A 17,722-nucleotide genomic window follows, 5' to 3' on the forward strand; every position below is an offset into this window, starting at 1 on the left:
CTGCCATGACCACCGAGACGCTTCAGTACCAGAGCGGTTTCCGCAACCACTTCGCCACCGAGGCGCTGCCCGGCGCCCTGCCCGAGGGCCAGAACTCGCCCCAGCGCTGCGCCTACGGCCTCTATGCCGAGCAGCTGACCGGCTCGGCCTTCACGGCGCCCCGCCACCAGAACCTGAGAAGCTGGCTCTATCGTATCCGCCCGTCCGTGGTACAGAGCGCCTATCAGCCGCTGGAGAACCATCAGGTTCACACCTCGCCGCTGGACAAGCCCGCCGCCGACCCCAACCAGATGCGCTGGGATCCGGCCCCCCAGCCCGGCGAGCCCACCGACTTCATCGACGGCCTGCTGACCATCGCCGTCAACGGTGATGCCGGCGCCCAGTGTGGTGTTGGCGTGCATATCTACGCCTTCAACCGCGACATGACCGACCGCTTCTTCTACGATGCCGACGGCGAGCTGCTGATCGTGCCGCAGCTCGGTACCCTGCGCCTGCGCACCGAGCTCGGCGAGCTCGAGGTGGCGGGTGGCGAGATCGCGGTGATCCCCCGCGGCATCAAGTTTCAGGTGCGCCTGGCCAAGGGCACGGGCGCCGCCCGCGGCTATATCTGCGAGAACTACGGCAGCCCGCTGGAACTGCCCGGCCTGGGCCCCATCGGCGCCAACGGCCTGGCCAACCCGCGTGACTTCCGGAGCCCCGTGGCCGCCTACGAAGATGTCGAAGGTGATTTCTCCCTGGTGGCCAAGTTCTCCGGCCGCTTCTGGGCGACCCGGCTGGATCACTCGCCGCTGGACGTGGTCGCCTGGCACGGCAACTACGCGCCCTACAAGTACGACCTGGCCAACTTCAATACCATCAACACGGTGAGCTTCGACCACCCCGATCCGTCGATCTTCACCGTACTGACCTCGGCCTCCGACACCCCGGGGATGGCCAACCTGGACTTCGTCATCTTCCCGCCGCGCTGGATGGTGGCCGAGAACACCTTCCGTCCGCCCTGGTTCCACCGCAACCTGATGAGCGAGTTCATGGGCCTGATCCACGGTGAATATGACGCCAAGGCCGAAGGCTTCCTGCCGGGCGGCGCCAGCCTGCACAACTGCATGTCGCCCCACGGCCCTGATGCCGAAACGTTCGAGAAGGCCTCCAATGCCGAGCTGAAGCCGCAGTATCTGGGTGATACCCTCGCCTTCATGTTCGAGAGCCGCTACGTCTATCACCCCACCGAGGCAGCGCTTGCCACGGAGTATCGCCAGCGCGACTACGTGGACGTCTGGTCGACCCTGCGCTCACACTTCGACCCGACCAAGCCCTGAGGTATGGGCCCTGAGCGACACGGCCCACGTTCGCGAGGCCCCCGAAGAAAGGGCCTCGCCCCTGACGACAAGGATCGAAAGACGATGAAACTCGCCACCCTCAAGAACGGCCGCGACGGCGAACTGATCGTGGTCTCACGCGACCTGACCCGCGCGGTGCGCGCCACCGGTATCGCCGCCACCCTGCAGCAGGCCATCGAGGCCTGGGATGCCCTGGCTCCGCAGCTGGAGGCGCTCTACGCCAAGCTCAACGACGGCCAGGCCGAGGGCGCCTTCGACCTCGACCAGGCCGCCCTGCATTCGCCGCTGCCGCGGACCTACCACTGGGCCGACGGTTCGGCCTATCTCAACCACGTCCAGCTGGTGCGACGGGCTCGTAACGCCGAGATGCCCGAGACCTTCTGGACCGACCCGCTGATGTATCAGGGCGGTGGCGACAAGTTTCTCGCCCCCACCGAGGACATCGAGGCGGTGAGCGAGGAGCACGGCATCGACTTCGAGGGCGAGATCGCCGTGGTCACCGACGACGTGCCCATGGCGGTGACGCCCGAGCAGGCTGCCGGCCATATCAAGCTGGTGATGCTGGTCAACGACGTCAGCCTGCGCGGCCTGATCCCCGGCGAGCTGGCCAAGGGTTTCGGCTTCTTCCAGGCCAAGCCGGCCTCGAGCTTCTCGCCGATCGCCGTGACCCCGGACGAGCTGGGCGACGCCTGGCGGGACGGCAAGGTCCACCTGCCGCTGACCGTGCACCTCAACGGCGAAAAGTTCGGCGAGCCGGAGGCCGGCCCGGACATGATCTTCAACTTCCCGCAGCTGGTGGCCCATGCCGCCCGGACCCGCTACCTGGGCGCCGGTGCCATCGTCGGCTCGGGCACCGTCTCCAACCCGGATCCCGACGGCGGCCCCGGAAAGCCGGTGTCGGATGGCGGCGTGGGCTACAGCTGCCTGGCCGAGGTCCGCATGGTGGAGAAGATCCTGCATGGTGACAGCAAGACCCCCTTCATGCGCTTCGGCGACCGGGTGCGCATCGAGATGTTCGACCGCGAGGGCAAGAGCATCTTCGGCGCCATCGACCAGCAGGTAGTGAAATATCAACCCAAGTAAGGAGCGAGCCATGACGACGCTTTACGGCTATTTCCGCTCGTCGGCCGCCTATCGGGTGCGCATCGCCCTGAACCTCAAGGGCCTGGAGTACGACCAGGCCCTGGTCAACCTGGTCATGGGCGAGCAGCGCGGAGACGCCTTCCGCGCCCTCAACCCCCAGGGGCTAGTGCCGCTGCTCTCCATCGACGATGGCACCCATCTGACCCAGTCGCTGGCGATCTGCGAGTACCTGGAGGAGCGCTACCCCGAACCGCCGCTACTGCCGATCGACCCGGCGGAGCGCGCCCGGGTCCGCGCCCTGGCCCAGCTGGTGGCCTGCGAGATCCACCCGCTCAACAACCTGCGTATCCTCAAGTACCTCGTCCATGAACTGAAGCTGGACGACGACGCCAAGCTGGCCTGGTACCGCCACTGGATCACCGAAGGGTTCGACGCCCTGGAGGCGATGCTCTCCCGTGAGGCGGGCAGCGGCGACTTCTGCCACGGCGACGCCCCCACCCTGGCGGACATCTGCCTGGTGCCGCAGGTGTACAACGCCGAGCGCTTCGAGTGCGACCTCTCGGCCTACCCGCGGATCCGGCGCATCGTCGCCAACTGCCATGCCCAGGAGGCCTTCCAGCAGGCGGCACCGGGGGCGCAGCCTGACGCGAGCTGAGTTACAATAAGCGAGCTAACAAAGCGGGCGCGATTCCTGTTGGCATCGAATCGCGCCCGCTTCTCGTTCCACCGCCTTGAGATGGGACGGCGCAACGCGGCGCCGCCCAAGGAGAACCGGGTGCTAAGGTTGACCTCTCCCGCCACCGTGGTGGTGCTCGCCGCGCTGACCGCCCTGGGCCCACTGGCCACCGACATGTACCTGCCGGCCATGCCGGAAATGGCCGCCGCCCTCGACACCGGTCCCGACCAGATACAGCTGACCCTGAGCCTCTACATGGCCGGCTTCGCCCTGGCCCAGCTGATCTGCGGCCCCATCGCCGACCGCTTCGGCCGCAAGCCGGTGATGATCGCCGGCTTCGCGCTGTTCCTCGTCGCCAGCCTGTTGTGCGCCTTCGCGCCGAGCATCGAGTGGCTGCTGGTGGGACGCTTCCTGCAGGCCTTCGGCGGTTCCGCCGGGCCGGTGCTGGGGCGGGCCGCGGTGCGCGACATCCATGGCCCCCTGGAGGCGGGGCGGGTGCTCTCCTACATGGCCAGCACCATGGCGCTCGCCCCGGCGCTCGCCCCGGTCATCGGCGCCGGGCTGCTGCTGCTCTTCGGCTGGGCGTCGGTGTTCGTGCTGCTGGCCCTGTATGCCGCGGTGATGCTGCTGATCCTGGTCTTCCTGCTGCCGGAGCCCCTGCCCCCCGAGTATCGCCAGTCGACCAGCCCCCGGGCGATCCTCGCCAACTTCCACCTGCTGCTCGGCCAGCGCGCCTTCGTCGGCTACACCCTGACCAACGCCGCCGCCTTCGCCGGAATGTTCGCCTTCCTCTCCGGTTCGTCTTTCGTGCTGATCGAGTTCATGGGGGTGGCGCCCCCCCTCTACGGCGTGCTCTTTACCTTGATCGTCGGCGGCTTCTTCACCGGCACCCTGCTCAGCGGACGCTACAGCCGCCGCCTGGGTCATGACCGCCTGATCCAGCTGGGCGCCCTGCTGTGTGCCCTGGGTGGCAGCAGCATGGCGGCCCTGGCGCTGGCCGGGGTCTTCACCCCCTGGGCGGTGATCGGGCCCCACATGCTCTACTTGATCGGCTTCGGCATCGTCATGCCCCAGAGCATGGCCGGGGCGCTCGCCCCCAACCCCCGCATCGCCGGCTCGGCCTCCTCGCTGTTCGGCTTCCTGCAGATGACCATCGCCGCCCTGGGCGGCGCCCTGGTCGGCCAGTTCCACGACGGCACCTCGCGCACCATGGCCATTGCCATCGGCCTCGGTGGGATGCTGGCGCTGGTGGCCTACCTGGGGCTAGTGAGGTCGGCCCCCTGCGCCGTACCCGCCGCCGAGCAGTCTCGAAATCGGGCATGAGCCCAGCCCTCGGGCCGGAGTGTCTCGATGGCCCGCGTGGTCGTGCCCAAGGCCCTCCGCTGGGAGCTGCTGTCTCCGCTCGTTCAAGTGCAGTGGACTGACGGGGTACCACAATGCCGCACTGATGGGCACGGGCCTACCCGGACGCGTCGCTCCCAGCCGGTGGCGCCCGGCGCTCGAAGGCCTCGGCATTGGGGCAGAAACCGCGGCACTCCTCCCGCGACGCCCCGTGACGCAGGGCCAGCCAGCAGGTTCCCACCCTCGCACAGGTATTGCAGGTGGTGCGCAGGGCGTGGATGGCCGGGTCCTTGGCGAGGGCGGCCGGGGGGAGCCCGAAGCGCTCCATCATCGGCGGCATCAGGGTATCGGTAGGCCGAAAACCCGGGATCTCGCCGGCGGCCAGGCTGCGCGCCAGCGCCTGCTCCAGGGAGCGGCTCATCGGCTGTGACAGGTCATGAATCAGCACACTCAGCGCTCTCGGGGCACAGCACTTGAGCTCGAGCAGGGCACGCTGGCCCTCGAGGTAATCGCTGATGCGCTCCTCGCCGGCGGACGGGGACGTGGGGTCGATGGGGTGCACGGGGGAGGTCATCAGCGCTCTCCTCTGCCGATTCATTCCTCAGTATCGCCCTCCCGTTCCACCTCCGCCTTGACCGATATCATGCCGGACGCAGGCGAAGCGAACACTCGCCCGGGCGGGTGCCCGCGAGGCCCCGGCCAGCGGCGCGACGTGCCGGGCGTCAGCCGGTGGCGGTCTCGGTGCCGCGCCGCGCCTCCTCGATGGCGGCCATCACGTGAGCGACATCGGGCACCCGATGCGCCAGGGCCAGCGCCAGCTGGGCGAGGAACAGGCGCTCCTGCGCCTCGGGCAGGGCATCCAGGGTGGTGGCCAGCTGCTCGTAGACCTGCTCCAGGTCGGCGAAGGGTAGTGTCGGTGTGGTCATGATCATTCTCCTCCCAGGGCGGTCATCAGAGCGGTATCGAGGGCGGCGGGATCAAGGCGCTGCCAGCGCGCCACCACATGGCGGTCCGGGCGGACCAGATAGGCCGTGCCGTTCGTGGCCCCATAGGCGGCGAAGTGATCGCCGTCGGGGTCCGGCAGGATGGGGCCCGGGCCCTCCTCAGCCACCTGGCGGCTGAGGGTCACGACCGTGAACTCGGGGTCGCGGGCCCGCAGGTCCACCAGGCGCTTGTCCAGGTCGTCCGGCAGGCGGCCGTCCTCGCTGAACAGCAACAGGGTGAAGCCCCGGCCCAGGTGGTCGAGCAGGAAGTCGTCCTCGCCCAGGCGGCGATTGATCAGCGGCGCCCCCGGGATCGGGCCGGCACTGAAGGCGTCACGGTCGGCCAGGGTCAAGGGGCTCTCGGCATAGGTGTAGGGGGTGACCTGGCGCGGGTCGGCAAAACCGCTGGCGTAGTCGTTGTGGAAGGCCAGTGCCAAGGCGGCGTCGCGCATCAGCCGATAACCGCGAGTCGGTGGGGTCATGAAGCGGGTGCTCCTGCCGGCATTGGCGAACACATCCAGGGTGGCGCCACGGCGCTCCGGTGTGTAGCTGTCGAGCAGCCGGTCCAGGGCCTGCCCCTGGAGCACGCGGGCCAGCTTCCAGCCGGCGTTGACCGCATCGGCCAGGCCGTTGTTGAGCCCGCGAACGCCGAAGATCGGCACCAGGTGGGCGCTGTCACCGATGAACAGCACCCGGCCATGGCGATAGTCGTCGAGCGCCAGGGTGTGGGCCTTGTAGAGGCTCCACCACTCTAGCTCCCAGCCGCCCTCTTCGCCGAGCATCGCGATGATGGTGGCGACCCGCTCGCGGATGTTGGCCTCCTCCACCGCCTGCTCGGGATCCTCGTCGGGGCCGAGCTGGTAGTCGATGCGCCAGATATCGTCGGGTTGCTTGTGCACCAGGAGGGTGGAGTCGGGCAGCGCCGAGGAGTGGAAGAAGGCGCGGCGCTCGGTGGGGAAGTCCGATTTCATTCGCACGTCGGCGATCACGTAGCGCCCCTCGTAGGCCTCGCCGTGCAGCGACAGGTCGAAGGCCTTGCGCACCACGCTGCGGGCCCCGTCGGCGGCCAGCAGGTAGTCGGCCTCGAGCCGGTAGTCGCCCTCCGGCGTGGTCACCTCCAGGGTCACGCCCCGGTCGTCCTGGCTGACACCGGTCACCGCGCTCTGCCAGCGCAGCTCGACGAGGTCGCTCTCCTCGGCCTTGTCGATCAGGAACTGCTCGATGTACTGCTGCTGCAGGTTGACCATCGGGTAGAAGCGCTCCTGGTCGGAATGCGGCATCTCGAAGCGATAGATCTCGCGGTCGCGGAAATAGGTGCGGCCCCGGGTCCAGCCCAACCCCTTGGCAGTGAAGCGTTCGTCGACGCCGAGCTGCTGCAGGATCTCGAGGCTGTGGCGGGAAATGCAGATCGCCCGGGAGCCGTCGTTGACGGTGGCCTTGTCGTCGAGCACCACCGATTCGATGCCGTGACGGGCCAGCTCCAGGGCGGCGGTCACGCCCACCGGGCCGGCGCCGACGATGGCCACGCGGTGGCGCACGGCCCGGCCATCCAGCTCGGGAGGACGGACGAAGGGGAAATGGGGATAATCGAAATAGAGCGAGTCGGTCTCGGCGCGTCCGGCGGGTCGCATGGGGCGGGCTCCTGTTATGGTTGTCGGATCAGCTATCACGCAGCATATCCCGCCGAGAGCCCCATGCCTGTCCCGTAAAAGCCGGGACAAGTGACGGCAGCACCGCCCAGGAGAGACCGCATGACCGCCCCTCGCCCCCCGTCGGACTGGCCCTCCCTGATGTCCTCCGTGGCCGCCTGCATCGAGGCCCTGGGCGATCCGGCCTTCGAGACCCACCTGCTGGCACTGCTGCGTGACACGGCGCGCATCGAGCAGTGCATGATCTTCGCCTACGACGACGAGGACGGGGTCGACTGTCTGCTGGCCGCCAACGAGCGCCAGCCGCGCATTGCCGGACGCCTGGCCCGGCTCTATACCGACGGCCTGTTCCGCCAGGATCCCAACTACCGGGGGCTGCGCCAGGCCAGCGACGATGCCCCCCGGGTGGGGCTCGCCCCGATGCGGGCCGAGGAGATGCCACCGGCCTACCGCGGCCACCTGTTCGCCTTCCCCGACCTGGTGGACAAGGTCGCCCTGACCGTCCGCGAGGCCGAGGTCGCCTATACCCTCAATCTCTATCGCGGCCGCGATACCGGCGCCTTCTCGACGGCCGACCTGGCCGGCCTGGACGCCATGGCACCGCTGCTCGCCAGCCTGATACGCCGCCACTACGCGACCGCCCGCCCCGTCTCCCAGCAGCCCAGCGCCGAGGAGGCCGCCGTGCTCGCCCCGCTCTCGGAGCGCGAGCGCCAGCTCTGCCTCTTCCTGCTGCGCGGCCACACCCTCAAGACCGCCGCCGCCGAGCTCGATATCGCCGTGTCGACCGCGGAAACCTACCGCAAGCGCGCCTACGCCAAGCTCGGCGTGCCGTCCAAGGCGCGGCTGGTGGCGCTGTGTCGGCGGCAATAACCGCTCCTTGAGAGTCAGGCCCAAGGCCCTGCCGACGCGATGGCTGAGAGTGATGAACCCCGGCGCTGAGGCCAGGGTTCGAGGGGACTCCCGGAATGAACGATCTACCCTGCCACGGCCGCCCGCCGGTCGAACGCCTCGGCGTTGGGGCAGAAGCCACGACACTCCTCGACGCCGGCATCGCGGCGCATGGCGCGCCAGCAGCGGCCGGCCACCGGGCAGGCGTTGCAGGTCCGGCGCATCGCCTGGAGGTCGCTGTCCTCGGCAATGCGCGAGGCCTCGAGGCCGAAGCGCTGCATCATCACCGGCATCAGGGTCTCGGACGGCACGAAGGCCAGGTAGGCCCCCTGGTTCATCTGCCTGGCCACTTCACGCTCGAAGCCGACCTCGAGTGGCGCCTCGAGGTCCTTCACCAGGGCATCGAAGGCCCCGCTGGATTCGTGCTGCATATCGCGCACCAGCTGGGGAGTGGACGCCCGGTAGCAGTGCTCGCCGAGGCGCTTCCACCAGGACGGGCGGCGCGGGGGGGTGTCGATGTCGGCCATGATCGGTCTCCCTTGATGGCGGTTCGAGATGAGTATCGTCCGCTCGGCGATGCTGTGCCTTGACCCGCATCAAACTTGTTTCACTTGAAACGGAATCGCCCGCACGGCGGCTAGCTCGTGAAGCGAACGCCCCGCGGGGTTACACTAGCGCCCAGTTCATGTCCCCGCTGCCAGCCGAGGCCCTCGATGAGTTCCCACCTGCTCTCCGTCGATTCCCTGTCCAGAGACCATGTCGATCACCTGCTGCGGGTCGCCGCGCGCATGGAGCCCATCGCCAGCCGACGCCAGGTCACCCGGGTGCTGGAGGGCGCGGTGCTCGGCAACCTCTTCTTCGAGGCCAGCACCCGCACCCGGGTCAGCTTCAACGCGGCCTTCTGCCGGCTGGGCGGCAGCGTCTGCGACACTACCGGCTTCACCTTCTCCTCCATGGCCAAGGGGGAGTCGCTCTACGACACCAGCCGGGTGATGAGCGGCTATTGCGATGCCATCGTGATGCGCCACCCGGAGCAGGGCTCGGTGGCCGAATTCGCCGCGGCGACCCATGTCCCGGTGATCAACGGCGGCGACGGACCCGGCGAGCACCCCAGCCAGGCGCTGCTCGACCTCTATACCATCGACAAGGAGTTCACTCGCCTCGGCAAGTCGCTGGCGGGCGCCCATGTGTTGCTCACCGGCGACCTCCGGTACGGCCGCACCGTCCACTCGCTGATCAAGCTGCTCTCGCTCTATGCCCCGATGCGTCTCACCCTGGTCGCCCCCCCGGGGCTGGAAATGCCGAGCCACCTGATCGACCTTGTCGCCTCCCGCGGCCACCGGGTGGAGCAACGCGACAGCCTGGCCAGCGACTTCTCCGACCTCGACGTGGTCTACACCACGCGCATCCAGAAGGAGCGCTTCACCGCCGAGATGAGCGAGGGCTTCAGCCTGTCGCGGGACTTCACCGTGGACCGCGCCTTCCTCGATGCCCGCTGCTCGGACACCACCATCGTCATGCACCCCTTGCCGCGGGACAGCCGCCCCGATGCCAACGACCTCGACGTGGACCTCAACGGCGACCCGCGCCTGGCGATCTTCCGCCAGACCGACAACGGCATCCCGGTGCGCATGGCGATCTTCGCCACCCTGCTGCAGGTCGAGGAGCTGATCGAGAAGGACCTGCGCCCCGTTCGCTGGTTCGTGCCCGGCCGTGTGGGCGTTGACGACGCCCCCTTCTGATCACGCGGCGGGTCGCCGTCCATCGCCTATGCTGATGTGCGCCGGGGAATATGCGAAGCTGAAGCGGCGGCCCGCGACGGGGCCGCCGACCCTGCGGACAACAAGACGTGTTGCCGGCCCCGGCAACCCATAACGAAGGGAGGCGTTACGCCCATGACTCTGCACCGCGCATATGTTCTGCTGGCGGCTTTCTATAGCCTGCTCCTGCTGATCGGACTGATCGCCCTGCTCGCCGGCGGCGGCACCCTGCTGGCCCTGCCGCAACTCGCCGTGGGCGCCCTGGGCGTGGTCGGGCTATGGGGCTATATCCTCAAGAAGGGGTTCATGAATCCGCGCATGTGGCGCCCCTTCGCCTGCCTGCTGGGCGTTGCGGCGGCGGTGCAGCTGTTCCTGGTCTTCGCGGCGTCGCCGTCGGGCACCGAGATCACCTGGATGCTGACCAGCACCATCTTCTCGCTGCTGCTGATGATCCTCCTCTACCGCTACGGCGATCGCGACCAGGCGCTCTGGGCCTCACCGGAGGAACTCGAGGGCGGCAAGCTGCTGGGCGAGCTGCTGGAAGCGCAGCCCGAGCTGATGGTGGAGAAGCAGGCGGAGGACCGTCAGGCGACCGTCAGGGTCCAGAAGGCCGGCAACGAGTACCGCGCCAGCGTGGTGCGGCAGCGGGAAGCGGAAGTGGAGAGGTTCGAGGAACGCTTCACCTGCCCGGCGACCCTGGCGTTCTTCATCGAGAAGTTCACCTGCATCTCGGTGCGCGACTTCGCCGACAAGTACACCGGCGGCGGCACCAGCCCGGCATGACCGGCCGGGCCGCTGCCGGCCTCAGCCTGGCGGCAGGCCCTCCCGGCGGGCGAACCAGCTCTCGAGGATCAGCACCGCACTGATGCCATCGACCCCCTCGTCGCGGTAGTTGCCACGGTGCCCCGCCTCCCGGGCGATGGCCTTGGCCTCGCGGGTGGAGCCGCGCTCGTCGACCATCTCGCAGGGGATGCCGTAGCGGCCGAAGAGCCGCTTGCCGAACTTGCGCGCACGGGCGCACATCTCCGCTTCGCTGCCGTCCACTTCCAGCGGCAGCCCCACCACGAACAGGTCGGGGCGCCACGCCTCCACCAGCCGCGCGACCACCGCCCAGTCGGGAATGCCGTCGCGGGCCGGCAGCGGATCGAGTGGCCGAGCGCTGCGGATCATCTCGTTGCCCACCGCCACGCCGATGCGCCGGGTGCCGAAGTCGAAGGCGAGGATCAGGCGCTGGCCGGCCTCGGCCATCAGGAGTGCCCCGCCTCGCGGGTCATCAGGTTGAGGTCGATGCCGAGGATGCCGGCGGCGGCGGAGAGACGCTGCTCCGGGGGCACCTCGAAGAGGATGTCGGCACGCCCCTCCACGGTGAGCCAGGCATTGTCCATCAGCTCCGTCTCGAGCTGGCCGGACTCCCAGCCGGCGCAGCCGAGACAGACGAGGAACTGCTCCGGGCCCTCGCCCGCCGCCAGCGCCTGGAGCATGTCCATGGACGTGGTCAGGGCGATGCCCTCGGCCACCTGGATACTGGAATCCCAGACGTCGCTGGTGCCGCGGTGCAGGATGAAACCACGATCCTTGTGCACCGGACCACCATAGTAGACCGGAGCATTGCGATACGGGCTCGCCTCGCCACCCAGCTCCAGCTGTTCGAACAGGGCGTCGAGGGTCAATTCCAGCGGCCGGTTGACGATCACCCCCATGGTGCCGTTGTCGTCATGGTCGCAGAGGTAACTGAGGCTGCCAGCGAAGTTGGGGTCTTCCAGGTGCGGCATCGCCATCAGGAAGTGGTTTTTCAAGCTTTGCATGGGACTCCCCGGCGGTCCTAACGCACGCCGTAATGATTGCCTTGGCCGAACCGCCAGACGCGCGTGATGGACAGGCTGTCGAGCTCACCCATGCCGCGGTCGAAGGGCCGGTAGGGTGCCGCGCCGTGCACGGTATCCAGTGCCGCCTGGTCGAGTTCGGGGTGTCCCGAGGATTGTACCACCTCTGCCTGAAGTAGCTGACCATCACGGTCGATCACCACACGAATGCGCAGTTGGCCGTGCAGATGGCGCGGCGCCGGGTGCACCCGGTTGCCGTAGTCCTCGACGCGGCGGGTCCAGTCGTCGATGTAGCGAGCCTCGGCGGCACGCCGGGCGGCCTGCTGGCTGGCGTCGCCCTCGGGCCCTTGCGCCTCCGGCGTGAGCCCCTGCTCGCGGATGCTGGTGGTCGCCTGGGCCAGCAGGTCGCGGCCGGAGGCGGAGGGGGCCGCCGCGGAGGGCACCGCTGGCGTCTCCGCCGCCTGGGGGGCGCTGGCCCGGGGCTCGGGGGGAGTGTCGATCTCGCTCGGCGCCTCGGCCGCCGGCGGCGCGGCCTCGGGCTCGTCTTGCTCCAGTTCGGCGGCCTGCTCGGGCTCGGCGGGCGTGGCCGGATCCACCGCGCTGTCCGTCTCCTGCAGCACGGGCAGGTCGTCCATGGGCGCGGCGCGGGACTCGGCGGGCACCTCCTCCTGTTGCTCGCCGCGAGCCTGCTGATCGGCCTCGGCGATCGCCTCGGCCTCGACGGGCGTGTCCGAGGAGCGAGCCACCAGCACCACGTCGAGGCTGGTGCGCTCGGCCGGGGCCGGGGCAAACTGCCAGCTCGCCACGATGCCGATCACCGCCAGGTGCAGCAGCAGAGCCAGCGACCAGGCCAGCCAGCGGCGATGCGGCCTGGTGACCGGGGCGTACTGGATGGGGTCGCTGACATGGATCGTCATGGCTTATCCCAGGCGGCGCTCGATGGCGTCCATCAGCAGGCCGGCGATGTCGGTGCCGCGCTGGTCGTCGATCTCGCGCACGCAGGTGGGGCTCGTCACGTTGATCTCGGTGATGTAGTCGCCGATCACGTCGAGGCCGACGAACATCAGCCCCTTCTCGTGGATCATCGGCTGCACCTGCTCGACCAGCCAGTGGTCGCGCGCGGTGAGCTCGCGGCTGATGCCGGTGCCGCCGGCGGCCAGGTTGCCCCGCGTCTCCCCGGCCATGGGCAGCCGGGCGAGGCCGAAGGGCACCGGCTCTCCCTCCACCAGCAGGATACGGGTGTCGCCATCGCTGATTTCGGGGATATAGCGCTGGGCCATGATCTGGCGCTGGCCGCGCTCGGTGAGGGTCTCGATGATGGCGCCGAGGTTGCGGCCCTCCGGCTGCACGTGGAAGATCCCGCTGCCGCCCATGCCGTCCAGCGGCTTGAAGATCACGTCCCGGTGTTCGGCATGGAAGGCCCGCAGCACCGGTTCGCTGCAGGAGACCAGGGTCGGGGTGCAGCACTGGGGAAACTGCTGGGCGAAGAGCTTCTCGTTGCACTCGAGCAGCGCCCGGGTCGGGTTGACCACCAGCACGCCCTCGCGCTCGGCGAAGCCCAGCAGATGCACGGCGTTGAGGAAGTGGGCGTCCACCGGCGGATCCTTGCGCATCAGGATCACGTCGAGCTCGGCCAGCGGCCTCGGCTCGGGCTCGCCCAGGTCATACCAGTGGGTGGGGTCGCGGTGCACCGCGAGGTCACGCATGCGGCCGAAGGCACGGCCTTCGCGCAGGAAGAGGTCCTCCTGCTCCAGGTAGTGCAGCGACCAGCCGCGGTCCCGGGCGGCCCACAGCATGGCCATGGTGGTGTCCTTCTTGTAGGCGATGTCGGCGATGGGATCCATCACCACACCCACCTTGAGGGCGCGTTCGCTCATCGAGTCGGATTCCGGTTCAGGGAGTGAATGCCGCCAGTATGCCGCACCGCCGGTGGCCAGACCAAGGCAGGCCGAATAGCGCCCACGGCAATCGCAGCCAACGCCTCCTTGCCACCTCGGTGGGATCGGGGCTATCCCGGCGACAGGTCTCCGCGAGGGCGCTGTAAATACCTCCCTGTACGCTACTTTTTCCTTCCCTGGAAAAAGACCCTCGCTGCGACCTGTCCCCGGCGCCCCTCAAGCGATTGCCCTGGCAGAGATAGCCACGGGGTCGAATAGCGCCTACGCTTCGTCCGAATGTCCTTCGGGCACCAACCGGATGCCGGCCGCCTCGATGACGATCAGCCGCCGCTTGTAGAGCCGCCCGATCGCCTGCTTGAAGGCGTTCTTGCTCACCCCCAGACGCGCCTTGATCTCGCCGGCATTGCTCTTGTCCGAGAGCGGCAGAAAGCCGCCGCTCGTGCGCAGCGCCTGGAGCACCTGCTCGCCCACCACGTCGAGGCGCGCCTCGCCCGGGGGCAGCAGCGAGAGATCCAGCCGGCCGTCGTCGCGCAGCCGCTTGATAAAGCCGGTGACGCGCTGGCCGCGGCGCAGCGGCCGGGTCACGTCGTCACGGTAGAGCAGCCCCCAGAAGCGGTGGTTCACCACCGTCTTGAAGCCGAGGTCGGTCTGGTCGGCGATCACCAGCGTCACCTCGTCGCCCGGCGCCAGCCCCACCGCTTCGTCCTGGACGAAGCGGTCGAGCTTCTGCGTGGCCACCGGCCGTCCCTGCTGGTCCTCGTAGATCATCACCAGCACCCGCTTGCCCACCGAGGGGCGGAAGTGCTGCTCGCCATAGGGCAGCAGCAGGTCGCGGGGGTGGCCCCAGTCGAGGAAGGCGCCGGTGTCGTTGACCGTGACCACCTCGAGGTAGGCGACCTCGCCGACCGCCGTCTTCGGGGCCCGATAACGGCGGGCTGAGCGTGTACCGGGCGAAGCGGCAGGGCGCGGCCCATGGCCGGGGCGGGGGTCTCGGGAGTCAGGCATGGCGCGATTTCCAGCGGAAGTGTGCTGCCATTATGACAAAAACGGCGGCCACCCGGGCCGCCGAAGGGTACTGCGTGCGTGCCATGCGTCGAATGAATGTGATCCGCCGAGCGGCTAGACTCGAGCTTCGTTCCATCCACACGACAGGCCCATGCGACCCGGCGTCATCACCCACGACTCCACCGACGACCTTCTGCCCCTGCATCGCCAGCCCGGCTTCCTGAGCTTCCTCCTCTCGCGGCTGGCAGCGGTGTTCGCCATGCAGATCCAGGCCGTGGTGGTGGCCTGGCAGGTCTACGCCATCACCCGCGATCCCATGTCGCTGGCCTATGTGGGCCTGGCCCAGTTCCTGCCCATGGTGCTGCTGTTGCTGCCCGCCGGCGACCTGGTCGATCGCTTCCCGCGCAAGCGCATCCTGCAGCTCAGCTGGGCCGTGCAGGGGCTGTGCAGCGCCCTGCTGCTCGCCCTCTCCGCCGCCGGCAACGGCGACGTGACGCCCTACTATGCCGTGCTGGCGCTGTTCGGCTGCGCCCGGGCCTTCACCGGACCGACCCTGCAGAGCCTGCTGCCGAACATCGTGCCCCGCGCCCAGCTCGCCCAGGCCATCGCGCTCAACAGCTCGATCATGAAGATCGCGGTGATCGGCGGCCCGCTGCTCGGGGGCATTCTCTACGCGGCGGGCGGCAGCCTGGCCTATGCGGTGTGCCTGGGCGGCTTCGTGGCGGCCCTGGCGCTGCTGGTGCCGGTGCCGCTCCGCCATGCCCAGCAGAGCGGGCCCCTGGAGGCCACCGCCTGGCGACGCTTCACCGCGGGCATCGGCTATATCCGCCACCAGCCGATCATCCTCGGCGCCATCTCCCTGGACCTGTTCGCGGTGCTGCTGGGCGGCGTGGTGGCGCTGCTGCCGATCTATGCCCAGGAGGTGCTGCACGTGGGTCCCGAGGGCCTGGGCGCGCTGCGCAGCGCCATCGCCGTCGGCGCCCTGCTGATGGGGCTCTACCTGGGGGTGCGCGGCATCCGGCGCCATGCCGGGACGGTGATGTTCGCCGCGGTAGCGGTGTTCGGCGTCGCCAACCTGGTGTTCGCCTTCTCGACGCTGTTCTGGCTGTCGCTGGCCGCCATGCTGGTCGCCGGCGCCGCCGACATGATCAGTGTCTACGTGCGCATGACGCTGATCCAGCTGGCCACCCCGGACGAGATGCGCGGCCGGGTCAACGCCGTCAACATGCTGTTCATCGGCTCCTCCAACGAGCTCGGCGAGTTCCGCGCCGGCAGCATGGCCGCCTGGGTCGGCGTGGTGCCGGCGGCGGTGATCGGCGGGCTCGGCACCCTGGCGGTGGTCGGCGTGTGGATGCGCGCCTTCGCCCCGCTGCGCCGGGTCGACCGCTTCGACGAGGCCACGTCGGAGCCGCCCCCTGGCGCCAGACCGCAGCGTGGCCAGGCCAGGGGCTGAGGCGTTGCCGGGCTACTCCGGCATCCCGGCATGCTCGACCAGCAGGCTCGCGGCGATCTCGCCGACTCGCTTCACCGCCGCCTCGACGGCACCCGTCAACGCTGCGGCATAGTTGAGGCGCAGGCAGTGGCGGTATTTTCCCGAGGCCGAGAACAGCGACCCGGGGGCGATATGCAGACGCTCCTCGGCCAGCCGTGCATTGAGTCGCACACAGTCGACCTCGCCCGGCAGTTCCAGCCACAGCAGGAAGCCGCCTTGGGGGTAGCTCACTCCGGTGCCCTGAGGGAAGTCACGCGCCACCCAGCCCAGCATGATGTCGCGCTGGCGCTGGTACTGGCGGACCATCTCGCGAAGATGGCGCTCATAGTGGCCATGGGCGATGAACTCCGCCACCGCCAGTTGCGGCAGCGTCGCCGAGGCCCCGGTGGAAACGTACTTCATGTGCAGCACCTGGTCCCGATAGCGCCCCGGGGCGATCCAGCCGACTCGCAGCCCCGGCACCAGGGTCTTGGAGAAGGAGCTGCACAGCAGCACCCGGCCATCGTCGTCGAAGCTCTTGATGGTGCGCGGGCGCGGCGTGGTGAAGGCCAGGTCGCCGTAGATGTCGTCCTCGACGATCGCCACGTCGAAGCGCTGGGCCAGGGCGACCAGCGCGCGCTTGCGGGTCTCGGGCATGGTATAGCCGAGCGGGTTGTTGCAGGTCGGGGTGATCTGGATGGCCCGCACCGGCCACTGTTCCAGGGCCAGTTCCAGGGCCGCCAGGCTGATACCGGTCTGCGGGTCGGTGGGAATCTCCAGTGCCTTGAGCCCCTGGGCCTTGAGGATCTGCATGGTGCCGTAGAAGCTCGGCGAATCCACCGCCACCACGTCGCCGGGACCGGCCAGGGTGCGCAGACTGAGCGACAGCGCCTCCTGGCAACCGGTGGTGACCAGCAGGTCGTCAGGGTGCAGCAGGCAGCCCGAGGCCGTCGCCAGGCGGGCGATCTGGCGGCGCAGTTCGAGGCTGCCGGCCAGGCTGTCATAGTTGAGGTCCTGCGCGCCGGCCCGCCGGTGCAGCGTGGAGAGCCGCCGCAGCAGCGGCCTGAGCGTCGCGGCGTCGAGGTCGGGGATGCCGCGTCCCAGCCTCAGCAGTCGATCCTGGTCTGGCGACTCCCCCACCAGTTCCAGCACCTGATCCCACTGCGAGACGTCCAGCGGCCGCCGGGCGGGGCGCGAGACGCGGGGCAACACGCTGGGCGTGACCCGCGGCGCGACGAAGTAGCCGGAGCGCGGCCGCGCCTCGACGGCCCCGGCCTCCTCCAGGCGCCGGTAGGCCTCCTGGGCGGTGGAAACGCTGACCTGGAACTCCTGGCACAGCCGGCGGATCGACGGCAGCCGATCACCGACGCGATACAGTCCCTGCTCGATGCGCTCGCCGATGGCCCGGGCCACGGCTTCATAACGCTTCATGACAGCTCCACAGGAAAGCTACGACAAGCAGTACAGATAGCACAGATTCCCCGATACAGCCGCTGAAAAAATCCATCTGTATCTTAAAAATACACAGGGGCTGAATCTGTATCGATATCGATGCCCGCCGTAGCCTGTCAGGGTGACCCGACAGGAGGACCCGGCCATGCTCCGCCACTACCTGACTTCACGACTCGCCGCCTGGCGGCGACAGGCACAGCGCCATCGCTCGCGGCGCCGCTTGCAGTACCTGGACCGTCATCTGCTCGACGATATCGGTATCGATCGCCGCACCGCCGAGCGTGAGGCCCGCAAGCCGTTCTGGAAACCCTGACCCCGGCAACGGGAGAAGCCCCTGGCCAGCCCGTCGTGCCGGG

The 17,722-nt window shown here is 68.9% G+C and carries 19 protein-coding genes; 9 read left to right on the plus strand and 10 right to left on the minus strand.

The annotated features are described in order from the left end of the window. Positions 1-5: 5 nt before the first annotated feature. From hmgA to MKP05_RS08295, 4 genes are all read left to right on the plus strand, one after another. Positions 6-1,316, plus strand: coding sequence for a homogentisate 1,2-dioxygenase (gene hmgA, locus MKP05_RS08280; protein ID WP_240567876.1), 1,311 nt, complete (start codon positions 6-8; stop codon positions 1,314-1,316). A gap of 84 nt (positions 1,317-1,400) precedes the next feature. Next, positions 1,401-2,420: a fumarylacetoacetate hydrolase family protein gene (locus tag MKP05_RS08285; protein ID WP_240567877.1), complete on the plus strand. Its 1,020-nt coding sequence runs from the start codon at positions 1,401-1,403 to the stop codon at positions 2,418-2,420. A 10-nt stretch (positions 2,421-2,430) separates the two neighbouring features. Continuing rightward, complete coding sequence (gene maiA, locus MKP05_RS08290) at positions 2,431-3,075, plus strand: maleylacetoacetate isomerase (protein ID WP_240567878.1); 645 nt, start codon at positions 2,431-2,433, stop codon at positions 3,073-3,075. A 120-nt stretch (positions 3,076-3,195) separates the two neighbouring features. Further along, entirely contained in the window at positions 3,196-4,419 is a 1,224-nt protein-coding gene (locus tag MKP05_RS08295) for a multidrug effflux MFS transporter (RefSeq protein ID WP_240567879.1), read from the plus strand. A 136-nt stretch (positions 4,420-4,555) separates the two neighbouring features. Here the strand turns inward: MKP05_RS08295 and MKP05_RS08300 are convergent, their stop codons facing one another. From MKP05_RS08300 to MKP05_RS08310, 3 genes are all read right to left on the minus strand, one after another. Then, positions 4,556-5,011, minus strand: a complete 456-nt coding sequence (locus MKP05_RS08300) for a hypothetical protein (protein ID WP_240567880.1) — start codon at positions 5,009-5,011, stop codon at positions 4,556-4,558. Between the two features lie 148 nt (positions 5,012-5,159). Beyond that, a complete protein-coding gene (locus MKP05_RS08305; RefSeq protein WP_240567881.1) occupies positions 5,160-5,363 on the minus strand; it encodes a hypothetical protein in 204 nt (67 codons plus the stop codon). Positions 5,364-5,365: 2 nt separating this feature from the next. Then, the gene (locus tag MKP05_RS08310) at positions 5,366-7,051 is read right to left on the minus strand and encodes an FAD-dependent monooxygenase (RefSeq protein ID WP_240567882.1); all 1,686 of its coding nucleotides are present in this window, start codon (positions 7,049-7,051) and stop codon (positions 5,366-5,368) included. Positions 7,052-7,171: 120 nt separating this feature from the next. Here MKP05_RS08310 and MKP05_RS08315 point away from each other — a divergent pair, with 120 nt between their 5' ends. Next, a complete protein-coding gene (locus MKP05_RS08315; RefSeq protein ID WP_240567883.1) occupies positions 7,172-7,939 on the plus strand; it encodes a helix-turn-helix transcriptional regulator in 768 nt (255 codons plus the stop codon). Between the two features lie 104 nt (positions 7,940-8,043). On the opposite strand, the gene MKP05_RS08320 is transcribed toward MKP05_RS08315, so the two are convergent. Then, positions 8,044-8,484, minus strand: a complete 441-nt coding sequence (locus tag MKP05_RS08320) for a hypothetical protein (RefSeq protein ID WP_240567884.1) — start codon at positions 8,482-8,484, stop codon at positions 8,044-8,046. Positions 8,485-8,670: 186 nt separating this feature from the next. Here MKP05_RS08320 and pyrB point away from each other — a divergent pair, with 186 nt between their 5' ends. Further along, positions 8,671-9,699 (plus strand): aspartate carbamoyltransferase, encoded by a 1,029-nt coding sequence (pyrB, locus tag MKP05_RS08325; protein ID WP_240567885.1) that lies wholly within the window; start codon positions 8,671-8,673, stop codon positions 9,697-9,699. 153 nt (positions 9,700-9,852) lie between these two features. Beyond that, the gene (locus MKP05_RS08330; RefSeq protein ID WP_110284463.1) at positions 9,853-10,500 is read left to right on the plus strand and encodes a hypothetical protein; all 648 of its coding nucleotides are present in this window, start codon (positions 9,853-9,855) and stop codon (positions 10,498-10,500) included. 21 nt (positions 10,501-10,521) lie between these two features. Here MKP05_RS08330 and ruvX read toward each other — a convergent pair whose 3' ends face one another. The 5 genes from ruvX to MKP05_RS08355 all read right to left on the minus strand — a co-directional run bounded on the left by ruvX (position 10,522) and on the right by MKP05_RS08355 (position 14,443). Further along, positions 10,522-10,965 carry a Holliday junction resolvase RuvX gene (ruvX, locus tag MKP05_RS08335; RefSeq protein WP_240567886.1) on the minus strand — a complete coding sequence of 148 codons (444 nt, stop codon included), beginning with the start codon at positions 10,963-10,965 and terminating at the stop codon, positions 10,522-10,524. Beyond that, on the minus strand, positions 10,965-11,522 hold the full coding sequence (locus MKP05_RS08340; protein ID WP_240567887.1) for a YqgE/AlgH family protein: 558 nt from the start codon (positions 11,520-11,522) through the stop codon (positions 10,965-10,967). Before MKP05_RS08340 ends, ruvX begins: the two co-directional genes overlap by 1 nt. Positions 11,523-11,539: 17 nt before the next feature. Then, positions 11,540-12,457: an energy transducer TonB gene (locus MKP05_RS08345; RefSeq protein ID WP_240567888.1), complete on the minus strand. Its 918-nt coding sequence runs from the start codon at positions 12,455-12,457 to the stop codon at positions 11,540-11,542. Between the two features lie 3 nt (positions 12,458-12,460). After that, positions 12,461-13,417, minus strand: a complete 957-nt coding sequence (gshB, locus tag MKP05_RS08350) for a glutathione synthase (protein WP_240567889.1) — start codon at positions 13,415-13,417, stop codon at positions 12,461-12,463. A 282-nt stretch (positions 13,418-13,699) separates the two neighbouring features. Beyond that, positions 13,700-14,443 carry a CvfB family protein gene (locus MKP05_RS08355; RefSeq protein ID WP_240567890.1) on the minus strand — a complete coding sequence of 248 codons (744 nt, stop codon included), beginning with the start codon at positions 14,441-14,443 and terminating at the stop codon, positions 13,700-13,702. 151 nt (positions 14,444-14,594) lie between these two features. On the opposite strand from MKP05_RS08355, the gene MKP05_RS08360 reads away from it, so the two are divergent. After that, the gene (locus MKP05_RS08360) at positions 14,595-15,896 is read left to right on the plus strand and encodes an MFS transporter (RefSeq protein WP_240567891.1); all 1,302 of its coding nucleotides are present in this window, start codon (positions 14,595-14,597) and stop codon (positions 15,894-15,896) included. A 12-nt stretch (positions 15,897-15,908) separates the two neighbouring features. Here the strand turns inward: MKP05_RS08360 and MKP05_RS08365 are convergent, their stop codons facing one another. Continuing rightward, on the minus strand, positions 15,909-17,345 hold the full coding sequence (locus MKP05_RS08365; protein ID WP_240567892.1) for an aminotransferase-like domain-containing protein: 1,437 nt from the start codon (positions 17,343-17,345) through the stop codon (positions 15,909-15,911). Between the two features lie 166 nt (positions 17,346-17,511). Between MKP05_RS08365 and MKP05_RS08370 the strand changes: the two genes are divergently transcribed. Further along, complete coding sequence (locus MKP05_RS08370) at positions 17,512-17,679, plus strand: DUF1127 domain-containing protein (protein WP_240567893.1); 168 nt, start codon at positions 17,512-17,514, stop codon at positions 17,677-17,679. Positions 17,680-17,722: the final 43 nt, after the last annotated feature.

Source organism: Halomonas flagellata (genome assembly GCF_022487945.1).
Classification (GTDB): domain Bacteria; phylum Pseudomonadota; class Gammaproteobacteria; order Pseudomonadales; family Halomonadaceae; genus Halomonas; species Halomonas flagellata.